This is a genomic window from Porphyromonas sp. COT-290 OH860 (genome assembly GCF_000768935.1).
Lineage (GTDB): Bacteria > Bacteroidota > Bacteroidia > Bacteroidales > Porphyromonadaceae > Porphyromonas.
Genome location: NZ_JRAR01000004.1, coordinates 42,618 through 68,120 on the forward strand (window position 1 = coordinate 42,618; position 25,503 = coordinate 68,120).

Sequence of the window (25,503 nt, forward strand, 5' to 3'; positions counted from 1 at the left end):
GAAGTCTAATGTGTTTATATTAATAGGCTCAGACAAGCGACTCATCATAGATGAATCACTTGATCACAAGCCTCGGCTACCGCTGAGTGATGTGTGATGAATAAGATGATACGTCCGCCAAGATGCTGGCGTAGATTTTTTAGAAACGCCTGCTCTGTCGCTCCGTCTAGAGCGCTCGTTGCCTCATCTAGCAGGAGGATACGCCCGGGGCGCAGGAGGGAGCGTGCGATAGCGATGCGCTGTGCTTGTCCCTCAGAGAGGCCAGCGCCTCGCTCCCCTAGTACTGTATCCAGACCATGAGGTAGATCGAAAACGAAGTCTGCCGATGCAATCGATAGTACTTCTCTCAGGCGCCGATCATCGGCCGTAGCATCGCCCACCAATAGGTTATCCCGTATCGTACCGCTGAAGAGGGAATTACCTTGTGGCACGTAGATGAAGTTGGAGCGTGTCGCCTCGCTGATCCGCAACGTACGCTGCTCCGAGATCAGCTCCAAGCGCCCCTCGGTAGGGTGCACCAAACCAAGTAATAGGCGCAGCAGTGTGGTCTTGCCAGCACCAGTGCGCCCCATCACCGCAACCATGGAGCCAGCCTCTACCGACATCTCGAAGTCACGGAAGACCCAAGGACTATCCTCTTCGTAGCGGAAGCTCACCTGCGAGGCCCTCAGACGAAGCACCTCGCTAAGAAGCGTACGCTTATCTCTCTGCTCGACCTTAAACTCAAGCAAATTGACTAGACGATCGATCCCAGCCTTGGAGGCTATGATAGTAGGGAGCGACCCCATAAGGTCGATCATCGGACGCTGAATACGATTGACCAACTGCAAGAAGATCGTCATCATACCAAACGTGATCGTCCCATGCTTAAGTCCATAAGCACTCCAAAGAAAAGCAATGATATAGCCACCACTAAAAGCGGCACTAACCATCATGTTGGCATAGATGGTCAGACCTATACGTTGGCGGACGTTGCGGTAGAGCTTCCCTTGGTTCAAGCGCAGGTGGTCAATCTCAGCCTCTTGCCGCTCAAAGGTGCGAATGACTGTCTGATTGCCCAAAGCCTCCTGCATCTGCGAGTTGATGCGACTCTCGGTCTGCTTGATCTGATTGCTAAAATCAAGCATACGACGGTAGAAAGCCTTACTAAAAAGCAGGACAAGTGGCATGCCGACCCCAAGGATAATGGCCAATACAGGGCTCAGGACATAGAGCATGACCAAAGATGCTGCAAGCTGAGCTCCGCTGAGTATGAAGTTGGGCAGAGCACTCGTCAAGAGCATCACCAAATCGTCCGTATCCTTAATAATACGGGTGAGCATATCGCCACTATGGATCTGTCCAAGACTCTGCCAGCGAGCATAGAGAAGATGTGAGAATACTTTGAGCCGAATGGTATTACCCATCAAAGTAGATGTACGCCCTATAAGCCAGATATTGCACAGACGCAGTAGAGCTTGGGCGGCGAGGGTAATAATCAGCCAAATAGAATACTGAACCCAGCTCCCCTGCATATCCCCCGTAGCAATATCAATGACACACTTGCCCAGCCACACAAAAAGTAATGCAGCGGCGATGTAGGCAAAGCCCACAAGGATCATCAAGATCAGCGACCACTTGTAGCCTCGGACGAGATAGCGAACAAACTCAAGCATAACTTCTAATCTTATTTAGGAGTCTTGGCAAATAGCAATTTGATACGATTACTGATAGCTACCAGCGGAGTCATACGGATATGCTCTGGAGCTACTGCACCGATACGCAGGCTCCGGGCGAAAGTTTTGCGAAACATAAACCAACGTCTAAACCAGATATTGGAGAACTTCTTGCCTGCGAAGGTTTCCATACCGAAGTTCCCTCCTCGGAAGATGTCTTGAATAATGAGATCGGATAGACGAATACTCTCCTCGTCTTGTGGCAAGTCGAAAGGGAATATCTCGGGGCGTACACCTAGGTAGCGCACAGTCGTCAGGGCAAATAGGCGCATAGGGCGAAGCAAGTCTAGCTGATCGGCCAGCATCTGGTATTGATCGACATCTAGCTCATCTTGATGGTCGGTAAGCAAAACGATCCAGTCACAAACCTGTCTTAGCCCGATGCCAAGATAGCAGAAATGGTGAAGAATATGCTGGAAGACGTAGACGGCATTGAGCTCTTTGGGAAGTGTGCGGTAGGTTAGCCCCTCGAGCTCTAGCAAAGCGAAGTCGTCTTGTTCTATCAGAGGGCGAAGCATCTGGGCAAAAGCTCTGTCGTAACGTTTCTGACCAAAGTAGGCAGGGACTCTATGGTTCTCCACAGCTACCTTGCCTCTATAGTAGAGTTGCTCGTAGAGGGAATGCCCGATGAGGCGATAGCCTTGGGCTACCGCCCACTCATTGGCTCGCTCATAGTCGCCCGTACGGTAGAGATAGAGGTCTAGGTCGCCCGAGCTACGCAGTAGGGGCTGAGGATAATAGTAAGCAAGGGTTTGCCCTTTGAGCAGGACAAAGGGCAGATCCTCGGCTTCGTAGTCTGCACGTACAGCTTGTAGGGTCTGATTGATGCGTTTGTTTCCTCGCTCTACCATATCAACCTGTAGGGCCAAACGTAAGCGAAATTCCCGATCTTGTGGCACCGCCTCTCTAGGCAAGCTCAGAATACGGTCTGCGACAAGTGCAGGCACGCTCTGCCTGAGTGCTGTGCGCTCAATAGCTCGCCATTGCTCATCGGACACCCCGTCGAATAGGGAGGCCTCTGGCGGCTGATTATGTATGGCGGAGGATAGAAGATGGAGGAATAAACGCTCCTCGGCTGTGATCACGGACATACGCTTGGTTGGGCAGATAGGCTACGAAAAAGTGCTAGACGGAGGCTAGGCTTAGCTAGGATTGTACGCAGACAGGGAGCAGTACTGGCACAGGGCTCACTCAAGGATCCCAACCTCTCTGAGTTTGTCTATCAGTTTAGCCACATCGGCTAGTGCCTCCTCATAGCTAACCTCATAACGCTCGGTCAAGAGCTTAGCCCAGAGCTCAGCATCAAACTCTTTGCCCTGTACAGACTCGATGAGGTAGACAGCCGTTTCGTTTAGACCAATAGCCTTCGTGTAGTCAAGGTGATCGCCTACATCAGCGATCATGATATATTCGTCTGCTATCTTACGCAGGGACAAATTGTCTTTTACTCTCATATTTACTTAGGATTTCTCTCACAAAGATACGAAATATCCATACAGCAGAGGCTGTACTGCCTCTCATCACGATGAGATAAGCAGCACAGCCTCTATGCCCAAAACTCGAATTACCTACTTCTTGCGGAAAAGGCCTACCACAAAAAGGATAACGCAGGCACCAATGGTAGACACCACAAGCTGTGGCCAGAAGCTCTCGCCAGCCTCGGCGCCCAATAGGCTATACACCAGCCCACCAACGACGCTACCAAGCAGCCCCAAGATCATGCTCTTGAGCCACCCCATAGAGCCCCCACGCATTATAGCCGAGCCAATAAGACCCGCAAGCAATCCGACAATGATTGTTCCAATCCATCCCATAGTTTTATCAATTTTTCGAGTTAAACAATATGTATATCCTTCCATCTTCTCCGTCAAGTAAATGCTAGAGTACAATAAATACTCTGCACAAAAACCTAAAACGAGAACGGGATATACCGCTAATTTACGAATAAATATCCGAATTTGCAAAAAAGTTTAACCCAAAGCCTCCATTTAGTCCATATCTACAGGCGCCACTTACCCCGATTGAGCTCGTTGAGCAAATAGCCTCCGCAGATCCCTGCAAACCCTCCCACAAGACCCGAGCCTTGAACCCCCGATAAATAAACGCTTGGCAGCACGACAAGGGGGATCATCGCCACGAGCAATAGGGCTAGGTAGCGCACACGCACCCCTCTCTTTTCCCTTAGATAGCGCACGAGCACGAGAGCGACATAGCAAACAACAGTAGCTATAAGCACCTCTAGCACAAAATCAGCCCAATAAGATCTCGACTCCATACAAAGTATTTTTAAGGCATTCTGTATTCTTAGTAGCTATTTACATCGTATACACAAAGATAACTATTCTCATCGGGAGAAATAATGTAGACAACACACGAAGAGATGCACCAGAGTAGAAGTATCTAAGTGATGCAACGTATCTTGGTGGATTTGTGGCAAATTCATACCTTTGCATAAAAGATTTAAGATATTTATCCGCAATTAATAAAGAAGACGATGACAATCGAACAGTTTAATTTCTCTGGTAAGAAAGCATTCGTGCGTGTGGACTTCAACGTACCTCTAGATGCTGACTTCAACATCACCGACGACACACGTATCCGTGCCGCTCTACCTACCCTCAAGAAGATCATTGCCGATGGTGGTTCTGTGATCATTGGTTCGCACCTAGGCCGTCCCAAGAAGGTAGAGGACAAGTTCTCTCTGCGCCATATCCTCGCTCACGTATCTAAGCTCCTAGGCGTAGAGGTACAGTTCGCCAACGACTGCATTGAGGCAGAGGCTGTAGAGAAGGCTGCTGCACTCAAGCCCGGCGAAGCTCTACTGCTAGAGAACCTCCGTTTCTATGCAGAAGAAGAGGGTAAGCCACGTGGTCTAGCCGAGGACGCAAGCGACGAAGAGAAGGCCGCAGCCAAGAAGGCTGTCAAGGAGAGCCAGAAGGAGTTCACCAAGAAGCTCGCTGCTCTAGCAGACTGCTATGTCAATGACGCTTTCGGCACTGCACACCGTGCACACGCCTCTACGGCTCTGATCGCTGCATACTTCGACAAGGACAATAAGATGTTCGGCTACCTCATGGGTAAGGAAGTGAATGCTGTGGCTAAGGTTATGGAAGACATCAACCGCCCATTCACAGCGATCATGGGTGGCTCTAAGGTATCTAGCAAGATCGACATCATCGAGAACCTGCTGGGTAAGGTGGACAACCTCATTCTCACTGGAGCTATGACCTACACCTTCTTCAAGGCTGAGGGCGGCAACATCGGCAACTCTCTCTGCGAAGACGACAAGCTAGACCTAGCTCGTGAGATCGTAGCTAAAGCTAAAGCCAACGGTGTAAACCTCGTCCTAAGCACAGACTCCAAGATCGCTGATGCTTTCGCCAACGATGCCAAGACCGATTTTGCTCAGAACGACAATATCCCTGCTGGCTGGATTGGTATGGATATCGGCCCCGACAGCATCAAGGCATACGCCGAGGTGATCAAGGCCTCTAAGACGATCCTATGGAATGGCCCAACGGGCGTATTCGAGATGGACAACTTCGCCGATGGTACTCGTGCGGTAGCCGAAGCGATTGCTGATGCTACGGCAGCTGGCGCATTCTCTCTTGTGGGTGGTGGCGACAGCGTTGCTGCAGTGAATAAGTTTGGCTTTGCCGACAAGGTATCCTATGTATCTACTGGTGGTGGCGCTCTTCTAGAGGCCATCGAGGGTAAGAAGCTACCCGGTATCGCAGCTATCGAAGACTAAGCAGCAGACAATAGCTAACATCACATAAAAAGGGGCTGTGGCAAAAATGAATTTCGCCACAGCCCTTTTTGCGTGTTTCAGAATGTGTAAAATGCAAGGATTGCATAAGCCGAGAGTAGAGCGGAGTTTACTCCAGCTATGACGAGGCGAGCAATCGTGCGTGAGAGGACTCTAAGACTGAGCTAAAGGAAGCATACTGAAGTATGCAACCGAGCCAAATGTCGCAAGCAACACCGCCTTTTGTTTTATCTATTCTAAGCGTCTACTCCTCTATTGGGCAGGAATCAAGTCGAATCCCGTGTAAGGCACGAGTGCTTTGGGGATACGAATGCCCTCGGGCGTCTGATGATTCTCCAGCAGAGCTGCTACGATACGTGGCAGAGCTAGAGCACTACCGTTGAGCGTATGCACGAGCTGTACACCTGCCTCGCTATCACGGTAGCGGCACTTGAGGCGATTGGCCTGATAGCTCTCGAAGTTGGATACAGAGCTCACCTCCAACCAGCGCTCCTGGGCGGCAGAGTAGACCTCGAAGTCGTAGGTCAGTGCACTCGTGAAGCTCATATCACCACCGCTTAGACGTAGAATGCGCCAAGGGAGCTCCAGCTTCTCAACCAAAGTCTGCACGTATGCCACCATTTCGTCAAGACGCTGATAGCTACGCTCGGGCTTGTCGATGCAAACGATCTCTACCTTGTCGAACTGATGCAGGCGATTAAGTCCACGCACGTCCTTGCCATACGAACCAGCCTCACGACGGAAGCAAGCCGAATAGGCGGTGTTGCGGATTGGCAAATCCTGCTCATTAAGAATCACATCACGATAGATGTTGGTTACCGGTACCTCCGCCGTAGGGATTAGGTAGAGATTGTCTGCCGTGGCATGGTACATCTGACCCTCTTTGTCGGGGAGCTGCCCAGTGCCGTAGCCAGAGTCTTCGTTTACGACGTAGGGGGGCTGCACCTCTAGGTAGCCAGCCTCACGAGCACTGTCGAGGAAGAAGTTGATGAGCGCTCTTTGTAAGCGAGCGCCATAGCCCTTGTAGACAGGGAAACCAGCACCTGCGATCTTGACACCTAGCTCGAAGTCGATGAGGTCATACTTCTTGGCTAGCTCCCAGTGTGGCTGGGCATCGGGCGCTAGTGTAGGGATCTCCCCACCCTGAGATACACAGACATTGTCCTCGGCTGTCCTGCCCTCGGGTACAATCTCGGCTGGTAGGTTAGGGATCTGGTAGAGCTCTTGGCGTAGCGCCTCCTCGGCTTGCGCTTTCTCCTCCTCCATAGCTCTGCTCTGAGCCTTGAGGTCTGCCACACGTGTGCGGATCTTCTCGGCCTCTTCCTTGAGGCCTTGCTTCATCAGAGCACCTATCTCCTTGGCGATGCTATTCTGCTCGGCAAGTGCAGCGTCTAGTCTTTGCTGCATGGCACGGCGCCTCTCATCTAGCTCCAACACACGAGCGATGGCGACTGAGCCATCGAAGTGCTTCTTGGCGAGGCGACGTACGACATCGGCAGTATTATCTTTGATTTGCTTCAGCGTAAGCATATAAACATTGGTATGATGAATAAATAAGAGGTTGCCTAAGGCCGTATAGACCTTGTGAGGCAACCTCTTTTTTTAAGTTCTGAAAATCTCCTCTAGTTGCGGAGTAGATCGGATTATGCCTCTGCCTGAACAGAAACGTACGATCGGTCGTCACGCTTGCGCGTAAACACAACCTTACCATCTACTAGGGCATAGAGCGTGTGGTCCTTACCGATACCCACGTTCTCACCGGGATGGTGCTGCGTACCACGCTGACGCACGATGATGTTACCAGCCTTAGCGAACTGACCGCCAAAGAGCTTCACACCCAGACGTTTGCTTTCCGACTCACGTCCGTTCTTAGAACTACCTACACCTTTTTTATGTGCCATTATTCTGTTTCTTTTAAGCGGTTAATAATTATGCTACGATCTCCTTAACAAGAACTTCAGTAAACTGCTGACGGTGTCCGTTGAGCTTACGATAGCCTTTTCTTCTCTTCTTGTGGAAAACAAGTACCTTGTCCCCCTTAACCAGTGGGCTTACTACTTCGCAAACAACCTTGGCACCTACGATCGTAGGTACACCTACCGTTACATTGCCTGCATTGTCTACTAGGAGTACCTTGTCGAACTCCACTACTGCACCACTCTCTGCACCCTTGATGTGGTGTACGAATAGGCGACGGCCCTGCTCAAGCTTGAACTGCTGTCCCTGAATCTCTGCGATAACGTACATTTGTTATACTAACTTATTAAAATTAGCCCCGTAAGGTGAGCGACTTAGGCCGCTACTTGACACCAACCCTACTTAGGAAAATCGTGCAAATTTACGGACTATTCTTCTAATTACCAAACCCATCTACCCTACCCCAAGTGTATGCTAACTCTACTCTCAACGTTCCGAACGCAGAAACCGCAAAAAAACATTAAAACGGAGAGTCTACTCTCGAGCTCATTTGAGCCGAACGGACAAGATCGGTCAAAAAATTGAAGGACTGGTTTTGCCAAGTTGTAGGACTACTCCCGAGCAGTGTGTCCATCAATCTCTCGGGATTGATGGGAAGAAAATCTCAAAAGTGCGAGTCAATCAGCCAAGGACGAAGGAGAAAACCAAATAAATAACTCAATATCAACACTCTACAAAAACCTCCTATAAGCGATTATTTTCGGGCGTCTAGACGGAGAGCCCCAAACACTGCAGGAGGCAATCTGAGGCCTTCTAGGGGGCAAATACGAGGTTTGCCATTTTTATCTCACCAGAGCGAACACCTCCCCACCAACATTCTGAAATATGACCGAAAATATAAATTCCGAGGCTCCACTTGTATTGGATTATTAAAGTCACATGTACTCATGACCTCCCCAACAGCAGAGTTGCCCTCCGTGGCACCCGCCACCAGACATCAATCATATCATGAAACCATTGCACGGCACTTATCTTCCCTTAATCACTTTCTTTTATCTTTGCATCAGTTTGTAACAACCTTAGTTGATAAGTCTAACTCTTAACATAACTTTCAGCAGTATGAATAAATGTCTTATAGTGGCGAGATGCCTACTTGCGGCTCTAATGGTAGGTCTCATCTTACCTAGCTGTAAAAAAGAACTTCCCAAGCCAGAGAAGCCCAAGGAAGAGGAGAAAAAGGAACAGCCTAAAAAAGACAACGAGAAGCAAGATGGCGAGAAACCCAATCCACCCAAGGATGACAACGAAGGGGACAAGCCGACCCCTCCTAAAGACAACGAAGGAAACAAGCCCAATCCACCCAAGGACGACAACGAAGGGGACAAGCCGACTCCTCCTAAAGACGACGAAGGAAACAAGCCCAATCCACCCAAGGACGACAACGAGGGAGATAAGCCAACCCCTCCTAAAGACGACGAAGGGAACAAACCCAATCCACCCAAGGATGACAACGAGGGAGATAAACCCACGCCGCCGACTCCTCCAACGCCTCCCACTCCTCCAGAACCACCTACTCCACCTACTCCACCAGCAACGGACCCTACGATGGTAGATGAAGAGCCGGGATTGCGCAACGTGGTGCTGCTCAACTTCACAGGGCAGAGGTGTACGTACTGCTACCGAAATGGTCAAAGCATCAGAGAGAAAGCCAAGGAAATTGGGGAACAGTACATTCCTGTATTCATACACGATAGCTACTCATACTCCCCCGATCTGTATTTGCGAGAAGCTGCCAAGTACTCTGCGCCACTCAACGTAAAGGGATATCCAAGCATTCGTTTCAACAACACGCCAGTGGAGAATCGTCCCCTAAACGAGATGCTAAAAGAGAAAGATCTCTACAAGGCCGAGATTGACCTTAAGCGTAATGGGCGGGAGATAACTCTGGAAGTCCTCACACGTGTATATAGCTCACAGAAATCCCTGCATAAGACGCCTCTAAACCTGCTAGTTTGGGTGGTAGAAGATGACCTGAAGTTCCGCCAAAGCTCGCCTATGGGCAACATCGAGGGCTACGTACACGACTTCGTCTTCAGAGGCTCTCTAAACGGAACTTGGGGACAGCAGATAGAGCTAGGCGAGAAAGCTACTATCAAGCATACACTTGGAGCTGTGGTCAAGAACCCAGAGAATGCATCAATCGTAGTATTCGTGATGGAGCGCAGGTCGCACCGATTCCTAGACGCAACCAAGATACCTCTAGCCAAGAAATAGAGGTAGCCCCTTTAAGTAGGATCCCCCAGAGTGCATAAAGTACAAGACTCCAGAGCCGAGCTAGTACAAGTGACAACAAACACCTCTATACCTAATATGAGATTCCTATACTGGTCAGCTATCTTAACCCTGCTACTCTGCTCGAGCATCAGCATCACGGCTCAAACTAGACTGAGCGGCTACGTAAAAGACGTACAAGATGGGCAAAACGTACCCTACGCAAGTATCCTGATCAAAGAAATCAACTCTGGCAGCATCACAGACGAGGACGGAGCCTTTAGTATTGAGCTACCTATAGGCCGCTATCATCTAGAGATTAGATCCCTAGGCTATGAAGCTAAGCAGCTAGAGATAGAAGTAACTCAGAATAGTCAGCCGATCGAGATACGGCTCAAGCCAAGCATCGTGCAGCTCAGAGCAATGGAGGTAAGCGCACGCAAAGGAAAAGAAGATCCCGCCTACCCCATTATGCGTAGGGTGATGTACCGAGTTCCCGTCTACCGCAGAGCTGTGGAGCGGTACACCCTACAAGTATACACTCGAGCAGTCGCCTCTATACGCAAGCTCCCCCGCCTAATCAACGCAGAGATAGGCGAGGGCAAAGTGAAGCTACAAGACCTCGTGGGTAAGACTTTTGTGGAGGAGAAGATCAGCCGCATCTCGTACTCTAGCCCCAATACACTCGAGCAGGTTGTCCTCTCCAAACGCTCGTCCATACCACAGGCTATCAAAGACGAGATGAACCTCGACAACGATAGCACAGACGAGTTGCTTGGCAGTGACTTCTATGCCCCTCACTTCAATGATATCCTTAACCCAATTACACCGGGAGCCTTCGGCAGATACAAGTATCGTCTACTCAGCCGCACCCAAGAGGGGGATCATGTCGTCTATCGCATCAGCTTCCGCCCTCGCACCAACCAGATAAGCCTAGCATCTGGGGAACTAGAGATCATCGAGGGAGCTTGGGCTGCTCGCACGATGACCCTAGACATTGATCGCCTCGGCATGCTGAAGCAACGAGTCACCTACCAGCTGAGCCGAGTAAACTCGGGCATCTACCTCCCCACAACCTTTACCTCTAGCAGCAAGCTCCAAACCCTAGGCATCGATATGTCGATTAAGTATGTCGCCTCAATGCGCTACAAGAGTATTGAGCTAACCGCCGAGGCCAAGCAGTTTGCTCAAGATAGCCTCTCAAGCAATCGAATAAGCAATCGAGAGATCGAGCGACACGAGGAGCTCCTCAACGCCCGACATCGACGCACGCCTAACACAACGGCCAAACGCCATCGGTACGAGAGGAGGCTCAAGGAGCAGGAAGAGAGCATACAACTCTCCATAAAAGACAGCATAGACACCTGCATTGATAGTGCCTATTGGCAGAGCGCACGCCCAATACCTATGCAGCGAGATGAGCGGGAGAGCTTCGTCAAGCTAGACTCAATCAATCTAGATTGGGCAAAAAAAGCCCAGCGACGCCCAAGCTCCATTGTTCTAGCACCGAGCGAAGAAAGCGGCGAGCCCAAAGTCAGAACTGCCTCTGCGAAGCCTAGCGCCATAGGTGTCATCAGCAGATTGCTTTTCTCTGGCAATCTATACCAAAAAGATGGTTGGCATCTGGGGACGACTAGCCGTGGGGGGCTTATTAGTCATGCTCTATACAACTACAATGTAGCCGATCAGCTCCAGCTTGGCCTACAACTGAACCTAAGCAGAGATATAGACAAACTCCGGAGGTGGAGCCTGAGCGGAGGCGCTTACTATTCGACCCGCAGACGGGCTGTACTCTGGGACGCAGAGCTCAGACTACTCCCTCTGTACAAGAAGAATCTAGACATCAAGCTCGGTATAGGTCGAGCGACTAATGAAATAGGGAATGAGCGCCAAGGTACCCTAGCAAAGCTCCTGTACAATACACTTACTGCGATCACGGGCAAGGGCTACTCTGCGCTCTACGAAGAGCAATATATCGACTTGACAGCCTCGATGATCCCAATGCCTGCACTAGAAATCAAAGCCTCGACCTCACTGCGTCGCAGTCAAGGTCTAGACCTTAGCCCCATCAAGACGTCCAGTAGCTGGTTTGCTAATCTGGGCTACTGGAGGCAAGCAGGCTGGGAAGGGTATGAGCATCTACAAAGCATCTTGCCACTGGCACACAGAGCGGAGTACATCGACCTGCGTACCGAGGCAACATGGAGCACTAAGCCCTACCACAAAAGGAGCCAATCTGGCTGGCTAAGCTACTACAACGATCGGCGTCTTGCTCCTATCTATCGACTAGAAACGCACACCAATATCCCCGTTGGGGTGGGTGGCTCAGCCTTTAGCTTCGTCAAAGGGAGCATGGAGCATACCATTAAGCTAAAACGTTATGTAGACGACTTTTTAGCTTATCGACTAGAGCTGGGCGGATATCTCTGGCGGGATCGAGTAAGTCCGGAGTCTGCCTATTACTTCAAGGGGAGCAACAGCATGATAGTTCGCCCAACATCGGGGACAAGTTTCTATACGATGAGCCCCTACACGGCACTAGATGGTCAATTCTTTGGCACGGCATCGATGGGATATGCCTCCAATCGAATTCTCGTCAATTACCTGCCTTTCTTGGTCAATCGTATGACGCAAGAGCAGATTCACCTCAAGTTGAGCTACCAGCAGCATCACTCCCCCTATGCAGAGCTCGCATATCTCTGGGGGCTGAAGCAATCTTTTTGGGTTGGCGTCTATGTGGGCGGAGCTATTAGGCCCAGTGCCTTCACGCCCTCTCTAGCCATAGCGGTGCAAACCTCTCTCTAGTATGATCTCCTTGTGGCGAACTTTTAAGTTGCGACAAAGAGAAGCATAGACAATACTTCCAACAAAAGGGCTGACTTCGGATTGTGAAGTCAGCCCTTTCTTATGTCTGATTGCTTAGCTCCCTCGCCAGATGATTTTCATACTTCGGCCGATGGCTCATTGCTAAGACGTCTAAATTCTTGGTTTGAGTCGTCTAAAAAGTTCTGCTCTGACATCTAAAAAGTTTTGTTTAGACGTCTAAATTCTATATTTCAAGACTTAAAATATACATTTCCAGCTTTGATATATATATTTCCAAACTCGAAATGTACATTTCAAGTCTTGGTTTATGCTTTTTATTAGGAGCTTCTCAACTTTTACTAGTACCATTTAGGACTTTTCTATGCACAAAAAGAAGAATTAACGTAAGGGAATAAGTGCTCTACTCGTGGTTTTATCTGTAAGACAGAGGGGTATTTGCCCTGCAAAATTGCTACCTTTGTATCCTTGTAAGTACATTAAAGACAGAATAGATGAATGTAGCAATCGTCGGCGTGAGCGGAGCTGTAGGGCAGGAGTTCCTACAAGTACTTAGCGAGCGCCCATTCAAAATAGATCGACTAGAGCTATTCGCCTCTGCACGCTCGGCTGGCAAGGTGATCAAGTTCCGAGGCAAGGACTATACGGTCAAGGAGCTCAAACACGGGGACGACTTCAAGGATATTGATGTCGCTTTCGTTTCGGCAGGGGGGAGCGTTTCGCTCGAGTTTTCCGATACGATCACCAAGCATGGTACGATTATGATTGACAACTCCAGTGCCTTCCGTATGTACGAGGACGTCCCTCTAGTGGTGCCAGAGGTCAATGCCAAAGACGCTCTAGTACGGCCCAGAGGTATCATCGCCAATCCCAACTGCACAACCATACAAATGGTAGTAGCGCTCAACGTGATCGAGCAGCTCTCACACATCAAGCGTGTGCATGTGGCGACCTATCAGGCAGCCAGCGGAGCCGGAGCGATGGGCATGGCTGAGCTAGACCGCCAGACCAAAGAAATCGCCGCAGGTGAGGAGCCTTCGGTTGAGAAATTCGCCTATCAGCTCGCCTACAACCTAATCCCCCAGATTGATGTCTTCACAGACAACGACTACACCAAGGAGGAGATGAAAATGTACCACGAGACTCGCAAGATCATGCATAGCGACATCATGGTGAGTGCCACTTGTGTACGTGTACCAGTAACACGTGCACATAGCGAGGCTATCTGGCTAGAAACAGAGCAACCTCTCGAGCTTGATGCCGTACGTGAGGCCTTCCGTGAGGCCCAAGGTATTGTCTTGCAAGACGAGCCCGCCGATCAGGTCTACCCCATGCCACTCTTCATCGCAGAGAAAGATCCTGTCTACGTAGGTCGCCTGCGTCGAGATCTAACCAGCCCCAATGGTCTGAGCTTCTGGTGCGTGGCCGACCAAATCAAAAAGGGAGCAGCCCTCAATGCCGTGCAAATCGCCGAGTGGCTCGACAGACAAGGGGAGTTTAAGAAGAAATAAACGCCTCTGCACATTAATCAAGTAGTATCAATGAAAGTATTCAATAGCGCTGCCGAGCTACAAGCATACATCACCACGGAGCGCACAGCAGGACGAACCGTTGGTTTCGTCCCAACCATGGGAGCTCTACACGCAGGACATATTAGCCTTGTGAAGCGTGCACTACAGGAGTGCGACCGCTGTGTAGTAAGCGTTTTCGTCAATCCAACTCAATTCAACGACCCCAAAGACCTAGCGACTTACCCAAGGACCTTCGAGGCCGATGCCCTGCTACTAGCAGAGGCTGGAGCCGACGCCGTATTCCACCCAAGTGTCGAGGAGGTCTATCCCGAGCGTGATGAACGCATCTTTGAGGTAGGGCGTGTGGCGGAGGTCATGGAGGGAGCTCATCGCCCCGGACACTTCAATGGCGTGATGCAAGTAGTGAGCCGTCTCTTCGATATTGTTCGTCCCGACAAGGCATTCTTCGGCGACAAGGACTTCCAGCAGATTGCCGTGGTTCGTGCTATGGTTCGCCTCATTGGCTCGCCTGTGCAGATCGTCGACTGCTCTATCGTACGTGAGGCCGATGGCTTAGCCCTAAGTAGCCGTAACGTACGTTTAACTCCAGAGCAACGCTCTATCGCCCCCAATATCTACCGCATTCTTCGTGAGAGCCTTGACTTCGCCAAAGAACATACTCCCAAGGAAACAGAGCTTTGGGTAATCAATCAACTCAACGCAATCGAGCAGCTTAGAGTCGAGTACTACGAGATCGTAGACGCCGATTCGCTGGAGCGTGTCGAGAGCTGGCAAGATAGTCTACGTATCCAAGGTTGTATCACCGTATTCTGTGGCGAAGTTCGCCTCATCGACAACATTGCTTATAAGTAGCCTAGAGTGAAGATTATTCAATTATGCATATACAGCCTACTGTTAGCTCTGCTAGCGGTAGGCTGTGGTACTAAGAAGAAGAGGATTCTTGAGGCTGATACGCCCGAGGTACCGACACCTCCTGTTTCGTCCGTACGAGCTCCCGAAGCATGGAAGCCACCTATGGGGGACAGTATCCGCTACGAAATGCGTGCTGTGTGGCTAACGACAGCCTACGGGCTAGACTGGCCAAGCGTCAAAGCGGATACTCCCAATGGTATCCGCCGACAGCAACAAGAGCTTGACCGCATTCTCGATAGGCTCAAACAAGACGGCTACAATACCGTTTTCTTCCAAGCTCGTCTATCAGGCTCTGTGATCTACCCCTCCAAGACCGAACCCTTTGCACATCGCCTCTTTACCACCACAGGCCAGCCACCAGCATACGACCCTCTAGCCTATGCCGTAGAGGCTTGCCACCGCAGGGGCCTAGCCATACATGCGTGGCTAGTGACCTATCCGATTGTATCGTCCCGCAAGAGTGCACACCCAATCCTCATCAAGAATCCAAGCTGGGCAATCGCCCACAAGGGTAGCCGCCATCTAGACCCGGGCAACCCCGCAGTACGTACCTATATAGCCAAGCTCGCCGAAGAAGTTGTGCGTGGCTACAATGTCGATGGCATTCATTTCGACTACTTCCGCTATCCCGAAGAGGCAGAGCGATTCAACGACAACGCCTCATACGCTCGCTACGGCAAGGGTCTAAGCCGAGAAGACTGGCGCAGGCAGAACCTAAGTGAACAGCTCGTGGAGATCAACGAAGTTGTACGCAAAATCCGCCCCGAGATCCAAATTAGCGTGGCTCCACTAGGCAAACTGCGCAAGCTCCCAACCTTAGCCAGACCCCATGGCTGGACGGCCTACGAAAGTGTTTTCCAAGACGTGGAGGCTTGGGCTAATGCTCGATTGGTTGATTTTGTCGCCCCAATGATGTACTACAAGGACGATCTCTACGAACCCTTCCTCGTAGACTGGATGGAACGAGTGGGGAAGAAAATACCTGTCATCGCAGGGCTTGCTCCGTATCGCATAAGCGAGAGTGGCTGGAGTGCACAGACAATCGCGGACCAAATCAGGCTGGCTCGCAGGTATGGTGCTGGAGGAGTAAGTATGTTTCGTGAGGCCAACATCGGGCACAAAGAACCTTTGATGCGCACACTCATTCAACATGAATTTAGGCATCTTGCTCTACCTTTACCCCTCTATGGACGAGCTATGCCTCGGGCTGGAGAACCAACGGATTTAACAATAGAGCAGGACAAAAACATAATTCGCCTGAGCTGGCGTATGCCGATTGGTAGCACCAAGGCAACCTATCGTGTTTGGGCTAAAATAACCCACCCTGACGGAAGGACGGAGGGCATCATGCTCGTGCAGGGGCTGAAGGAGCAATCCTGCGCTCTACGAATCTCGGAGTTCCCCTCGGAGGACTGCATCGAGCTCGGCGTAGAGGCCGTGAACACTGCAGGTGTAGCTACCGCGTGCCGTATGCCTGTTGAGTTTAACCTCGCCAATGCTCGCCTGACTCAAGTCCAAATGCGATGAACATCTACATCCACGTTCCATTCTGCGCCCAGCGGTGCAGCTACTGTGACTTCTACACGCAGACTCAAATGAGCCTGCGTGTATCTTATGTGCGTGGGCTGCTTCGAGAGCTTGAGATGAGGCGTAGTGAGCTCCAGCCAGATGCTACGATTGAGCACATCTACCTAGGCGGAGGCACGCCGTCACTACTCTCCATAGACGAACTCACCCAGATCTTCGAACAGATCTATCGGCTCTACCCCGTGAGCTCTGGCGGAGAAATTACGTTAGAAGCCAACCCCGACGACATCAACCGAGAGTATGCAAGAGGACTAAGGGAACTGCCGATCAATCGCATCAGTATGGGCGTGCAGAGCTTCCAAGAGGCCGACCTCAAGTTCCTCAATCGCAGGCACTGCAGAGCGCAGGTCTATTCGGCTGTCGAGCTGCTTCGCTCGGCAGGACTAGAGGAGATGAGCCTAGACCTCATCTATGGCCTGCCCGGGCAAACCGAGGCGACATGGGGGGACAACATCCGCCAAATCCTCTCGCTCGACGTGCCACACATCTCGGCATACCACCTCATCTACGAGGAGGGAACACCACTGACAAGAATGCTCGAACGAGGTAAAGTCACCGAGGTGAGCGAGGAGGTCAGTCTGATGTTCTTCAAGATGCTTATTGAGCAGCTTGGAGAAGCTGGCTACGATCACTACGAGATCTCCAATTTCGCCAGGCCCAATCACCATGCCCGCCTCAATACTGGCTATTGGCTAGGCGAACATTATCTAGGCTTCGGCCCTGCAGCTCATAGCTACGATGGTCTAGTACGTAGCTACAACGTTCCTTCCATAGAGCAGTATACCGAGGCACTAGAGCAAGGGCAACGTAAGCACACAGGCGAAGAGCTGACAGAGGAGCATATCCTACACGAGTACATCATGACTCGTCTGCGGACGATGTGGGGTATCAATCTAGACGATATGACTACTCGCTTCGGCTCCGACGCCACCTCTACATTGCTCTCCCGTGCAGAGCCACATCTCTCTAGTGGGAAGCTCATCCAAACGGACAACGTCCTGCGCCTCACTCCTAGTGGCGTCTTCGTCTCGGACGGCATCCTAGTAGACCTATTCGACTAATCACTACACAAGCCAAAAAAGAAACCCCTCGGACTCTAGGAGCACCGAGGGGTCTTGTCTATTGAGCTAACGCTCTGTTTACTTCACCTTAGCTACGATAGCCTTGAAAGCTTCTGGGTGATTAACCGCTAGGTCAGCTAGAACCTTACGGTTGATCTCGATACCAGCAGCGTGCAGAGCACCCATGAGACGAGAGTAAGACATACCCTCTAGGCGAGCTGCAGCGTTGATACGCTGAATCCATAGAGCGCGGAAGTTGCGTTTTTTGTTCTTACGGTCGCGGTAAGCGTAGGTTAGACCCTTCTCCCAAGTATTCTTGGCTACAGTCCAAACGTTCTTACGGGCACCATAATACCCACGAGTGAGCTTCAAGATTCTCTTTCTCTTGGCACGTGAAGCTACATGATTTACTGATCTTGGCATAATACTAATTGTTTTTGATTGGCAGCGGCCGACGAATCGACTCTTAACTGGCTGACCTCTCTGTTACTTAAAATCGTGATTAAACTCGTCTTTGATCGTCTTACTTGAGACGGAGAAGCTCCTTAACCTCGCGAACGTCTACGCAAGCCACTAGGCCGAAGTGCGTGAGGCGACGCTTTTGCTTGGTTGATTTCTTCGTCAAGATGTGACGCTTAAAGGCGTGTTTACGCTTGATCTTACCTGACCCAGTGAGCGTAAAACGCTTCTTAGCACTGGAGTTAGTCTTTTGCTTAGGCATTTTGCTTTGTTATTATTGAGTTAAAACATTGATCATCGCACTGCCCACGCAGCCTATGCGCGGCAGTGCGTTTTTTATTCTTAATCTAATTGATTTAGCAGCTTAGTCTTCGGCTTCGGCGGTAGCCTCCGCAGCCTTAGGAGCCTTGTCCTTCTTGGGAGCAGCAGCCTTGCGGGGGGCGAGCATGATAGTCATGCGCTTACCCTCGAGCACTGGCATGCTCTCTACCTTGCCATACTCCTCTAGGTCGTTGGCGAAGCGTAGCAGTAGCACCTCTCCCTGCTCCTTGAAGACGATAGAGCGACCGCGGAAGAATACATAAGCCTTGACCTTAGCACCCTCGGATAGGAATCCCTTGGCATGCTTGAGCTTGAAGTTGTAGTCGTGGTCGTCGGTCTGAGGGCCGAAACGAATTTCCTTCACGACGACCTTCTGGGCCTTGGCCTTCTGCTCCTTCTGATGCTTCTTCTGCTGATATATAAACTTCTGATAGTCTACAACTCGGCATACGGGTGGATTAACATTGGGAGAGATCTCGACGAGATCTAGCTCCTGCTGGTTGGCGATGCGCTGTGCATCCTGTATCGAATACACGCCTTGCTCGACATTATCGCCGACCAAACGTACCTCACGAGAGCGAATCTCCTGATTGATGCGGTACTGAAACTTTAATTTGTTATCTACTGCCATTCAGTATGCTATAAGTAATGCTTTTAATTGCTTTGGGCAATGCCCTACTGTTGATGAGTTGTACTATCTAATCGTTTATTATTCTGCTTGTTCTGCTTGCCAAGCGTTGAGCATTGAGTTCACTTCGCTATGGATAAGCTCCGCAAAGGTAGCAATTTTCATGGAACCAACATCGCCACTGCCTTGCTTTCTTACACTTACCTCTCCATTTTCGGCTTCCTTCTCACCCACGATGAGCATGTATGGGATGCGCTTGAGCTCGTTGTCGCGGATCTTGCGACCGATCTTCTCGTTGCGATCGTCTACCTGCACGCGGATGTCCTGATCATTGAGTGTGCGTGCTACACTATGCGCATAGTCGTTGAACTTCTCACTGATCGGCAGGATCACCACTTGGTCTGGGGTCAGCCATAGAGGGAACTTACCAGCCGTATGCTCAATCAGCACGGCCACGAAACGCTCCATAGAGCCAAATGGTGCACGGTGGATCATCACTGGGCGGTGCTTCTTATTGTCCTCGCCAGTGTACTCTAGCTCGAAGCGTTCGGGCAAATTATAGTCCACCTGAATAGTCCCGAGCTGCCAGCGACGACCTAGGGCATCCTTGACCATGAAGTCGAGCTTAGGCCCGTAGAAAGCCGCTTCGCCATACTCAATGACAGCAGGCAGACCCTTCTCTTGGCAAGCCTCGATAATCGCCTGCTCGGCACGCTCCCAGTTCTCTTCGCTACCGATATACTTCTCACGATCAACCTTATCGCGGAGCGAAATCTGCGCCTCGAAATTCTGGAAATCAAGCGCTTTGAAGATGATGAAGATGATGTCCATGACCTTGATGAACTCCTCCTTGATCTGATCTGGGCGGCAGAATAGGTGTGCGTCGTCCTGCGTGAAGCCACGTACACGAGTCAGGCCGTGCAGCTCACCGCTCTGCTCGTATCTATATACGGTACCGAACTCGGCTAGACGGATAGGCAGGTCGCGATATGAATGCACCCCGAGAGATTTGTAAATCTCACAGTGGTGTGGGCAGTTCATCGGCTTGAGCATAAACTCCTCACCCTCCTGCGGAGTGGTAATGGGGCGGAAAGAGTCTGCGCCATACTTAGCCCAGTGACCAGAGGTAATGTAGAGCTGCTTGCTACCAATGTGCGGAGAGATCACCTGCTGATAGCCAAACTTCTTCTGGATCTGCTTGAGAAACTCCTCTAGGCGCAGACGAAGCTGAGTACCACGTGGCAACCAGAGGGGGAGCCCAGAGCCAACATTCTGCGAGAATGCAAAGAGCTGTAGCTCCTTACCGATCTTGCGGTGGTCACGCTTCTTAGCCTCCTCGAGCATTACTAGATATTCGTCTAGCTGCTTCTTCTTGGGGAATGTGATCCCGTAGATACGGGTGAGCTGCTTGCGCTTCTCATCGCCACGCCAGTACGCACCAGCTACGCTTAGGAGCTTGATAGCCTTGATGTAGCTAGTATTGGGCAGGTGTGGCCCACGGCAAAGATCCGTGAAGTTACCCTGTGTATAAGTTGTGATCGTGCCATCGGCCAAATCGGTGATTAGCTCAACCTTATATTCGTCTTGCTTATCCTCGAAGTAACGGAGCACTTCGTTTTTGCTGATAGGACGGCGGATGTATTCGCTCCTCTGAGCAGCTAACTCAGTCATCTTCTTCTCAATGGCAGGCAGGTCGGCATCCTTGATGCTAATGCCCTCTCCGGGATCTACGTCGTAGTAGAATCCGTTCTCGATGGCTGGGCCAATCCCGAACTTAGTACCGGGATAGAGAGCCTCTAGAGCTTCGGCCATTAGGTGAGCGCTAGAGTGCCAAAAAGCATGACGCCCCTCGGGGTCGTCCCACTTATATAGTTTAATCGACGCGTCCTCGGTAATGGGGCGTGTGAGATCCCAAATTTGATCATTGACGCCTACGGAGAGTACATCTTGCTGCAGACGTGAACTGATGCTACCGGCTATATCCCACCCAGTAACACCAGATTCGTACTGACGGACATTTCCGTCGGGAAAAGTGATGTTAATCATCATTGTTTACTTCTTTTAAGTTAAGCCTACCCCTACGGACGGATAGACCAATGCAATATGCGCCACAAAGATACGATTTCCGTTGCAACCACACAGCCCACCTAGTTCGTCGACACAATTAACCCCAGAGTATCGCCCTATGATAGGCATACTCTGGGGTTAAACTTGGAGTTTGGGGTTATCGACTAGCGGCCTTTCTTTTGGCGCTCACGTTGCATCTGCTGTTGCTGACGCTGAGCTTCTTCTAGGCGCTCCATCCATTTGCTCTTCTTACGTGGCTTCTTCTTATTCTCCTCCATCTTGGCTAGGAGCTTCTCTTCGTTGATTGCGTATCGGAAGGCAAAGTACTGAATGATTGTGATCAGCGTAGAGATGAAATAGTAGTAGCTAAGCCCCGAAGCATTTTGGTTGAACATGAAGAAGAACATGATGCTCATCATATAGGGCATATACTTCATGCCTGCCATAGCTTCGCCTCCTGCCGATGCAGTCTGCGACATCATATACTTATTATATATAATATTGACGATGGTCATCAACAGACAGAAGAGACTGATATGATTGCCCAGCAGACTGCTCACTAGAGGGATATTGAAGTCCCAGCTGATTACAGGGTCGTAGGTCGAGAGGTCATGAGCCCAGAGGAAGCTCTCTCCACGCAACAGAATCGACGTGGGGAAGTACATATACAGGGCAATGAGGAATGGCATCTGTAGGAGCATAGGCAGGCAACCACTCATAGGGCTAGCACCAGCCGAGCTATAGAGCGCCATGGTTTCTCTCTGCTTCTTGAGCATGGTTTCTTGGTCAGTCTTACCCTCGTACTTCTTATTAATCTCCTCTACTTGTGGGCGTAGAATACGCATCTTGGCCTGAGAGAGATAGCTCTTGTAGGTGAAGGGCGAGAGCAGGAGCTTGATGAAGATCGTCAGCAGCAGAATAATAATCCCCCAATTGCTGATATAGTCCTTGAGGAAGCTAACAATCGGAATAATGAGATAGCGATTGAGCGCACGGAAGATGTTTACCCCGAGGTAGACTAGGTGATCGAGATTCAGCGCCTCGTCTTTGCTCACACCCTCGTCATACGAGCGTAGCAGCTCGTAGTCGTTGGGGCCGAAGAAGAATGTGAAGTCTGCTTGAGCGCCCTGTCTTAGATTGAAGGGGAAAGTCCCTCTCATCGAGCAGCTACGAATATAACCGCTATTCTCGGGCATCGCCTCAATAGCGATCACATTGTCGTCGAAAGAGCCTGTACGATTGATCAGCACAGAGCTGAAGTACTTATCCTTGAAAGCCAACCAGCGGAGCGACTCTGTTACTTTCTCCTCGTCACGCCCCGAGGTGCTTAGATCATCGACATCTCCACCACGTGTGTAGTAGTAGATCGAGCTATACTGCGCCTCGAACTTGTGGCTCTGCTCCTGCTGTGGGATACGTTGCGCCCACTCCACATCTTGCAGTGAAGTATTGGCTGGGAGCAGACGCTCTAGATTGTGCCCTACGATACCGAAGTCGAGACGGTAGTCGTCTAAGCGTAGTTTGTAGCGGAAGTCGAGATAGCTATCCTGCTCAATGGGCAGGCGCATCACAGCGGTGCTATCGGTCTGCTCGACAAGCTCGAAGGTAAGGTCGGCTGTATTGAGCATCGTATTCTGTACCGTGCGTAGAGGCAGGTTGAAGCGCACGTCGTCTGGAGCGAAGAGGCGCACAGGCTGCTTGACCTCATCGGGCTTACCCTCATCAGTATTATTGAGGTAATCACTCAAGATAGCCTCCACGGGGGCACCGCCTCGTGTAGAGAGCTTAACGCTCAGCTTGGCATTCTTGAGCTCGACAGTCTGCACTGGGCGTGCCTGCTGATAGGCAGGTAGCATAGGCTGGCCTAGAGAATCTACCTCCACGGCCGTCATACTGGCAGCGGGGGGGGGATTGATTGAACCCACAGAGCTAGGAGCATTGAGTGTCTGCTCGGTAGGGGTAGGCTGAGCTTCTTGCTCTGGGGTGGGCTTATTGAACCAGTTGAAGCCTAGCAGTATTGCTCCGATGAGGAGCAGGCCGATTAGGGTGTTTCTATCCATTCTTATATATGTAGGCCAGTCGCTCTGGCATTACTATGTCTTATTTGATGAGGCAAACTACTTCTGTATGGCAGCCTTGATGAAGCTCAGGAAGAGCGGATTGGGGCGAAGCACTGTGCTATTGTACTCTGGGTGGAACTGCACACCGATGAACCAACGATGCTCTGGGAGCTCTACAATTTCTACAAGTCCCGTATCTGGGTTCTCGCCCGAACAAATCATACCAGCCTGCTCAAAGGTCTCACGATACTGACTGTTGAACTCAAAGCGATGACGATGACGCTCACGGATAAACTCCTTGCCGTAGGCCTCGGCTATACGGCTACCCTTGCGCAAGACGCAGTCGTATCCACCCAAGCGCATTGAGCCACCCATATCACTAATCGTCTTCTGCTCCTCCATCAGATCTACCACTTTGTGTGGTGACTCTGGCATGATCTCGGAGGTGTGGGCATCTTTGAGGCCTAGCACGTTACGGGCAAACTCAATCACCATACATTGCATACCCAAACAAATACCAAGTGTAGGGATATTGTGCTCTCTGGTATATCTGAGCGCCTCAAACTTACCGTCTATACCACGAGAACCAAAGCCGGGAGCGATGACTACACCGTCCATCCCGCCGAGCAACTCCGCCACGTTGTCGGCCGTCACCTTCTCACTATGGATTGATACGAGGTTCAGCTTGCGCTTATTGTAGATTGAGGCTTGCAGGAGCGACTCGTCGATAGACTTGTAGGCATCTTGTAGCTCTACATACTTACCCACGAGGGCGATATTGACAGTCTCGGCAGCCGAGGCACGTAGGGCAAGGAAGTTCTTCCAGTCCTTGAGGTCTACTGCTCCCTTAGCCTCAATGCCGAGCTTCTTGAGCACCGTAGCATCTAGGTTCTGTTCCTGCAGGGCTAGAGGCACCTCGTAGATTGTAGGTACATCGACGCACTGCACCACAGAGTCTGGGGTAACGTTGCAGAAGAGGGCTACCTTGCGCAGAATGTCTGTACTCAGAGCATGCTCGGTGCGTAGTACTAGGATATCTGGCTGAATACCCACCTCTTGTAGTTGCTTGACCGAGTGCTGTGTAGGCTTAGTCTTGACCTCACCAGCCGCAGCAATATAGGGTACGTAGGTCAGATGTACGCACAGGCAGCTATTGCCTAGCTCCCACTTGAGCTGACGAACACTCTCAAGGAAAGGTAGCGACTCGATGTCGCCTACTGTACCGCCGATCTCGGTGATGACGAAATCGAACTGCTTCTTGATGCCAAGGAGCTTGACGTTGCGCTTAATCTCATCGGTGATGTGAGGCACGACCTGTACGGTCTTACCGAGGTAGTCGCCTTTGCGCTCCTTACTGATCACATTCTGGTAGATGCGTCCAGTAGTAATATTGTTCGCGCGCGAGGTTGCAATGTTGAGGAAACGCTCGTAGTGGCCAAGATCCAAGTCAGCTTCGTGGCCGTCGTCGGTCACATAGCACTCTCCGTGTTCGTATGGATTGAGGGTACCCGGGTCGATATTGATATAGGGGTCGAACTTCTGAATCGTCACGCTATAACCACGAGCTTGTAGGAGTTTAGCCAATGATGCGGCTACGATGCCCTTACCTAGGGAGGACACTACGCCTCCGGTTACGAATATATACTTAGTTTCCACTACGTTTTGTGTTGGGTGTATATTATTTATGATCTATCATCTCGGGGGACTGACCACAAGTCAGCACCAAGAAAGGGGCCAACAAGGCACAAGTCCCGACAAAGTTACGTGATTATTTCCAAAACTCCTCGACACGCCTCTCCGATTCACAGGGCAACCGCATCAAAATCCAACCCATTGATTATCAATAGATATTTCTTCTCAAAAAGTAGAGATTGAGAGAAAGCAAGATCAAAATTTAATCTGATAATCAGCATGTTAAAAAGATGGCGTTTGATGCGGGTACCCTGCATAAGAGCTGGAGTAAGAATTGAGTAGTTTTTCTTGATTCTCAATGGTTTATCTATTGCAAGAATGGAAGATATTTAGTATCTTTATAGTTGCAAATCAAATAGATAACCAAATACTCCCATCCTATGGATAAGGCAAAGTTAGTAGAAATATTATTGTGTAGTTGATGAGTTTTGTAAAGGTGCTGATCGATACATGGCACCTAAGACGCTTGTAGAGGACGGCAAACGTCTTAGGAGCCTATTGCACCGTCGCCTCAGTTCCTTCGAGTCGTGTTTTTGCTGCTTGAGGCAGTGTTTTTCAGTGGTGGTATCCTCCCCCCTTACCCCGACCTTGTGTACTTTCCATTTTCTAACGCAACACTATGGTTATAAGAACGACAGGTGGCGGGCTAGCCCGCCACCTGTCAAAAATCGTTCATAGCTTTGATGTTG

At 50.5% G+C, this 25,503-nt stretch carries 21 protein-coding genes; 7 read left to right on the plus strand and 14 right to left on the minus strand.

Annotation, left to right across the window (positions count from 1 at the left end; translation table 11 throughout):
- Window positions 1-44: 44 nt before the first annotated feature.
- The 5 genes from HQ41_RS00820 to HQ41_RS00840 form a co-directional block, all read right to left on the minus strand.
- Window positions 45-1,655, minus strand: coding sequence for an ABC transporter ATP-binding protein (locus HQ41_RS00820; protein WP_044186602.1), 1,611 nt, complete (start codon window positions 1,653-1,655; stop codon window positions 45-47).
- Between the two features lie 11 nt (window positions 1,656-1,666).
- Window positions 1,667-2,806: a nucleotidyltransferase family protein gene (locus tag HQ41_RS00825; RefSeq protein WP_052405196.1), complete on the minus strand. Its 1,140-nt coding sequence runs from the start codon at window positions 2,804-2,806 to the stop codon at window positions 1,667-1,669.
- Between the two features lie 96 nt (window positions 2,807-2,902).
- Window positions 2,903-3,169: a PqqD family protein gene (locus HQ41_RS00830; RefSeq protein ID WP_044186603.1), complete on the minus strand. Its 267-nt coding sequence runs from the start codon at window positions 3,167-3,169 to the stop codon at window positions 2,903-2,905.
- Window positions 3,170-3,283: 114 nt separating this feature from the next.
- Window positions 3,284-3,529 carry a GlsB/YeaQ/YmgE family stress response membrane protein gene (locus tag HQ41_RS00835; RefSeq protein WP_044186605.1) on the minus strand — a complete coding sequence of 82 codons (246 nt, stop codon included), beginning with the start codon at window positions 3,527-3,529 and terminating at the stop codon, window positions 3,284-3,286.
- A gap of 185 nt (window positions 3,530-3,714) precedes the next feature.
- Window positions 3,715-3,990, minus strand: a complete 276-nt coding sequence (locus tag HQ41_RS00840) for a hypothetical protein (protein WP_044186607.1) — start codon at window positions 3,988-3,990, stop codon at window positions 3,715-3,717.
- A gap of 219 nt (window positions 3,991-4,209) precedes the next feature.
- Between HQ41_RS00840 and pgk the strand changes: the two genes are divergently transcribed.
- Window positions 4,210-5,466 carry a phosphoglycerate kinase gene (gene pgk, locus HQ41_RS00845; RefSeq protein ID WP_044186609.1) on the plus strand — a complete coding sequence of 419 codons (1,257 nt, stop codon included), beginning with the start codon at window positions 4,210-4,212 and terminating at the stop codon, window positions 5,464-5,466.
- Between the two features lie 270 nt (window positions 5,467-5,736).
- Here the strand turns inward: pgk and serS are convergent, their stop codons facing one another.
- The 3 genes from serS to rplU form a co-directional block, all read right to left on the minus strand.
- Entirely contained in the window at window positions 5,737-7,014 is a 1,278-nt protein-coding gene (gene serS / locus HQ41_RS00850; RefSeq protein WP_044186654.1) for a serine--tRNA ligase, read from the minus strand.
- A gap of 113 nt (window positions 7,015-7,127) precedes the next feature.
- The gene (gene rpmA, locus HQ41_RS00855) at window positions 7,128-7,385 is read right to left on the minus strand and encodes a 50S ribosomal protein L27 (RefSeq protein ID WP_044186611.1); all 258 of its coding nucleotides are present in this window, start codon (window positions 7,383-7,385) and stop codon (window positions 7,128-7,130) included.
- Window positions 7,386-7,413: 28 nt separating this feature from the next.
- Window positions 7,414-7,731: a 50S ribosomal protein L21 gene (rplU, locus tag HQ41_RS00860; protein WP_044186613.1), complete on the minus strand. Its 318-nt coding sequence runs from the start codon at window positions 7,729-7,731 to the stop codon at window positions 7,414-7,416.
- 789 nt (window positions 7,732-8,520) lie between these two features.
- Between rplU and HQ41_RS09200 the strand changes: the two genes are divergently transcribed.
- The 6 genes from HQ41_RS09200 to hemW all read left to right on the plus strand — a co-directional run bounded on the left by HQ41_RS09200 (window position 8,521) and on the right by hemW (window position 17,587).
- Window positions 8,521-9,675, plus strand: a complete 1,155-nt coding sequence (locus tag HQ41_RS09200; protein ID WP_152567289.1) for an Omp28-related outer membrane protein — start codon at window positions 8,521-8,523, stop codon at window positions 9,673-9,675.
- Window positions 9,676-9,771: 96 nt separating this feature from the next.
- Window positions 9,772-12,477, plus strand: coding sequence for a DUF5686 and carboxypeptidase-like regulatory domain-containing protein (locus tag HQ41_RS00870; protein WP_044186616.1), 2,706 nt, complete (start codon window positions 9,772-9,774; stop codon window positions 12,475-12,477).
- A gap of 512 nt (window positions 12,478-12,989) precedes the next feature.
- Window positions 12,990-14,006: an aspartate-semialdehyde dehydrogenase gene (locus HQ41_RS00875; RefSeq protein ID WP_044186618.1), complete on the plus strand. Its 1,017-nt coding sequence runs from the start codon at window positions 12,990-12,992 to the stop codon at window positions 14,004-14,006.
- A 30-nt stretch (window positions 14,007-14,036) separates the two neighbouring features.
- Entirely contained in the window at window positions 14,037-14,879 is an 843-nt protein-coding gene (gene panC, locus HQ41_RS00880; RefSeq protein WP_044186623.1) for a pantoate--beta-alanine ligase, read from the plus strand.
- Between the two features lie 6 nt (window positions 14,880-14,885).
- The gene (locus HQ41_RS00885; RefSeq protein WP_044186626.1) at window positions 14,886-16,466 is read left to right on the plus strand and encodes a glycoside hydrolase family 10 protein; all 1,581 of its coding nucleotides are present in this window, start codon (window positions 14,886-14,888) and stop codon (window positions 16,464-16,466) included.
- The gene (gene hemW, locus HQ41_RS00890) at window positions 16,463-17,587 is read left to right on the plus strand and encodes a radical SAM family heme chaperone HemW (protein WP_044186629.1); all 1,125 of its coding nucleotides are present in this window, start codon (window positions 16,463-16,465) and stop codon (window positions 17,585-17,587) included. The genes HQ41_RS00885 and hemW overlap by 4 nt, the downstream gene beginning before the upstream one ends.
- A 78-nt stretch (window positions 17,588-17,665) precedes the next feature.
- Here the strand turns inward: hemW and rplT are convergent, their stop codons facing one another.
- The 6 genes from rplT to HQ41_RS00920 all read right to left on the minus strand — a co-directional run bounded on the left by rplT (window position 17,666) and on the right by HQ41_RS00920 (window position 24,778).
- Window positions 17,666-18,010 carry a 50S ribosomal protein L20 gene (gene rplT / locus HQ41_RS00895; RefSeq protein WP_044186633.1) on the minus strand — a complete coding sequence of 115 codons (345 nt, stop codon included), beginning with the start codon at window positions 18,008-18,010 and terminating at the stop codon, window positions 17,666-17,668.
- Between the two features lie 100 nt (window positions 18,011-18,110).
- A complete protein-coding gene (gene rpmI, locus HQ41_RS00900) occupies window positions 18,111-18,308 on the minus strand; it encodes a 50S ribosomal protein L35 (protein WP_044186635.1) in 198 nt (65 codons plus the stop codon).
- Between the two features lie 102 nt (window positions 18,309-18,410).
- Window positions 18,411-18,998: a translation initiation factor IF-3 gene (gene infC / locus HQ41_RS00905; protein ID WP_044186637.1), complete on the minus strand. Its 588-nt coding sequence runs from the start codon at window positions 18,996-18,998 to the stop codon at window positions 18,411-18,413.
- A 78-nt stretch (window positions 18,999-19,076) separates the two neighbouring features.
- Complete coding sequence (gene thrS, locus HQ41_RS00910) at window positions 19,077-21,041, minus strand: threonine--tRNA ligase (RefSeq protein ID WP_044186659.1); 1,965 nt, start codon at window positions 21,039-21,041, stop codon at window positions 19,077-19,079.
- A 185-nt stretch (window positions 21,042-21,226) separates the two neighbouring features.
- Window positions 21,227-23,122 (minus strand): membrane protein insertase YidC, encoded by a 1,896-nt coding sequence (gene yidC / locus HQ41_RS00915; protein ID WP_044186640.1) that lies wholly within the window; start codon window positions 23,120-23,122, stop codon window positions 21,227-21,229.
- A gap of 57 nt (window positions 23,123-23,179) precedes the next feature.
- Window positions 23,180-24,778, minus strand: a complete 1,599-nt coding sequence (locus HQ41_RS00920) for a CTP synthase (protein ID WP_200880494.1) — start codon at window positions 24,776-24,778, stop codon at window positions 23,180-23,182.
- Between the last annotated feature and the right edge of the window lie 725 nt (window positions 24,779-25,503).

What these genes read in the sequence shown, in the direction of transcription:
- HQ41_RS00820 (WP_044186602.1), bottom strand. Translation starts at nt 1,655, where the DNA reads ATGCTTGAGTTTGTTCGCTATCTCGTCCGAGGCTACAAGTGGTCGCTG.
- HQ41_RS00825 (WP_052405196.1), bottom strand. Translation starts at nt 2,806, where the DNA reads ATGTCCGTGATCACAGCCGAGGAGCGTTTATTCCTCCATCTTCTATCC.
- HQ41_RS00830 (WP_044186603.1), bottom strand. Translation starts at nt 3,169, where the DNA reads ATGAGAGTAAAAGACAATTTGTCCCTGCGTAAGATAGCAGACGAATAT.
- HQ41_RS00835 (WP_044186605.1), bottom strand. Translation starts at nt 3,529, where the DNA reads ATGGGATGGATTGGAACAATCATTGTCGGATTGCTTGCGGGTCTTATT.
- HQ41_RS00840 (WP_044186607.1), bottom strand. Translation starts at nt 3,990, where the DNA reads ATGGAGTCGAGATCTTATTGGGCTGATTTTGTGCTAGAGGTGCTTATA.
- pgk (WP_044186609.1), top strand. Translation starts at nt 4,210, where the DNA reads ATGACAATCGAACAGTTTAATTTCTCTGGTAAGAAAGCATTCGTGCGT.
- serS (WP_044186654.1), bottom strand. Translation starts at nt 7,014, where the DNA reads ATGCTTACGCTGAAGCAAATCAAAGATAATACTGCCGATGTCGTACGT.
- rpmA (WP_044186611.1), bottom strand. Translation starts at nt 7,385, where the DNA reads ATGGCACATAAAAAAGGTGTAGGTAGTTCTAAGAACGGACGTGAGTCG.
- rplU (WP_044186613.1), bottom strand. Translation starts at nt 7,731, where the DNA reads ATGTACGTTATCGCAGAGATTCAGGGACAGCAGTTCAAGCTTGAGCAG.
- HQ41_RS09200 (WP_152567289.1), top strand. Translation starts at nt 8,521, where the DNA reads ATGAATAAATGTCTTATAGTGGCGAGATGCCTACTTGCGGCTCTAATG.
- HQ41_RS00870 (WP_044186616.1), top strand. Translation starts at nt 9,772, where the DNA reads ATGAGATTCCTATACTGGTCAGCTATCTTAACCCTGCTACTCTGCTCG.
- HQ41_RS00875 (WP_044186618.1), top strand. Translation starts at nt 12,990, where the DNA reads ATGAATGTAGCAATCGTCGGCGTGAGCGGAGCTGTAGGGCAGGAGTTC.
- panC (WP_044186623.1), top strand. Translation starts at nt 14,037, where the DNA reads ATGAAAGTATTCAATAGCGCTGCCGAGCTACAAGCATACATCACCACG.
- hemW (WP_044186629.1), top strand. Translation starts at nt 16,463, where the DNA reads ATGAACATCTACATCCACGTTCCATTCTGCGCCCAGCGGTGCAGCTAC.
- rplT (WP_044186633.1), bottom strand. Translation starts at nt 18,010, where the DNA reads ATGCCAAGATCAGTAAATCATGTAGCTTCACGTGCCAAGAGAAAGAGA.
- rpmI (WP_044186635.1), bottom strand. Translation starts at nt 18,308, where the DNA reads ATGCCTAAGCAAAAGACTAACTCCAGTGCTAAGAAGCGTTTTACGCTC.
- infC (WP_044186637.1), bottom strand. Translation starts at nt 18,998, where the DNA reads ATGGCAGTAGATAACAAATTAAAGTTTCAGTACCGCATCAATCAGGAG.
- thrS (WP_044186659.1), bottom strand. Translation starts at nt 21,041, where the DNA reads ATGATTAACATCACTTTTCCCGACGGAAATGTCCGTCAGTACGAATCT.
- yidC (WP_044186640.1), bottom strand. Translation starts at nt 23,122, where the DNA reads ATGGATAGAAACACCCTAATCGGCCTGCTCCTCATCGGAGCAATACTG.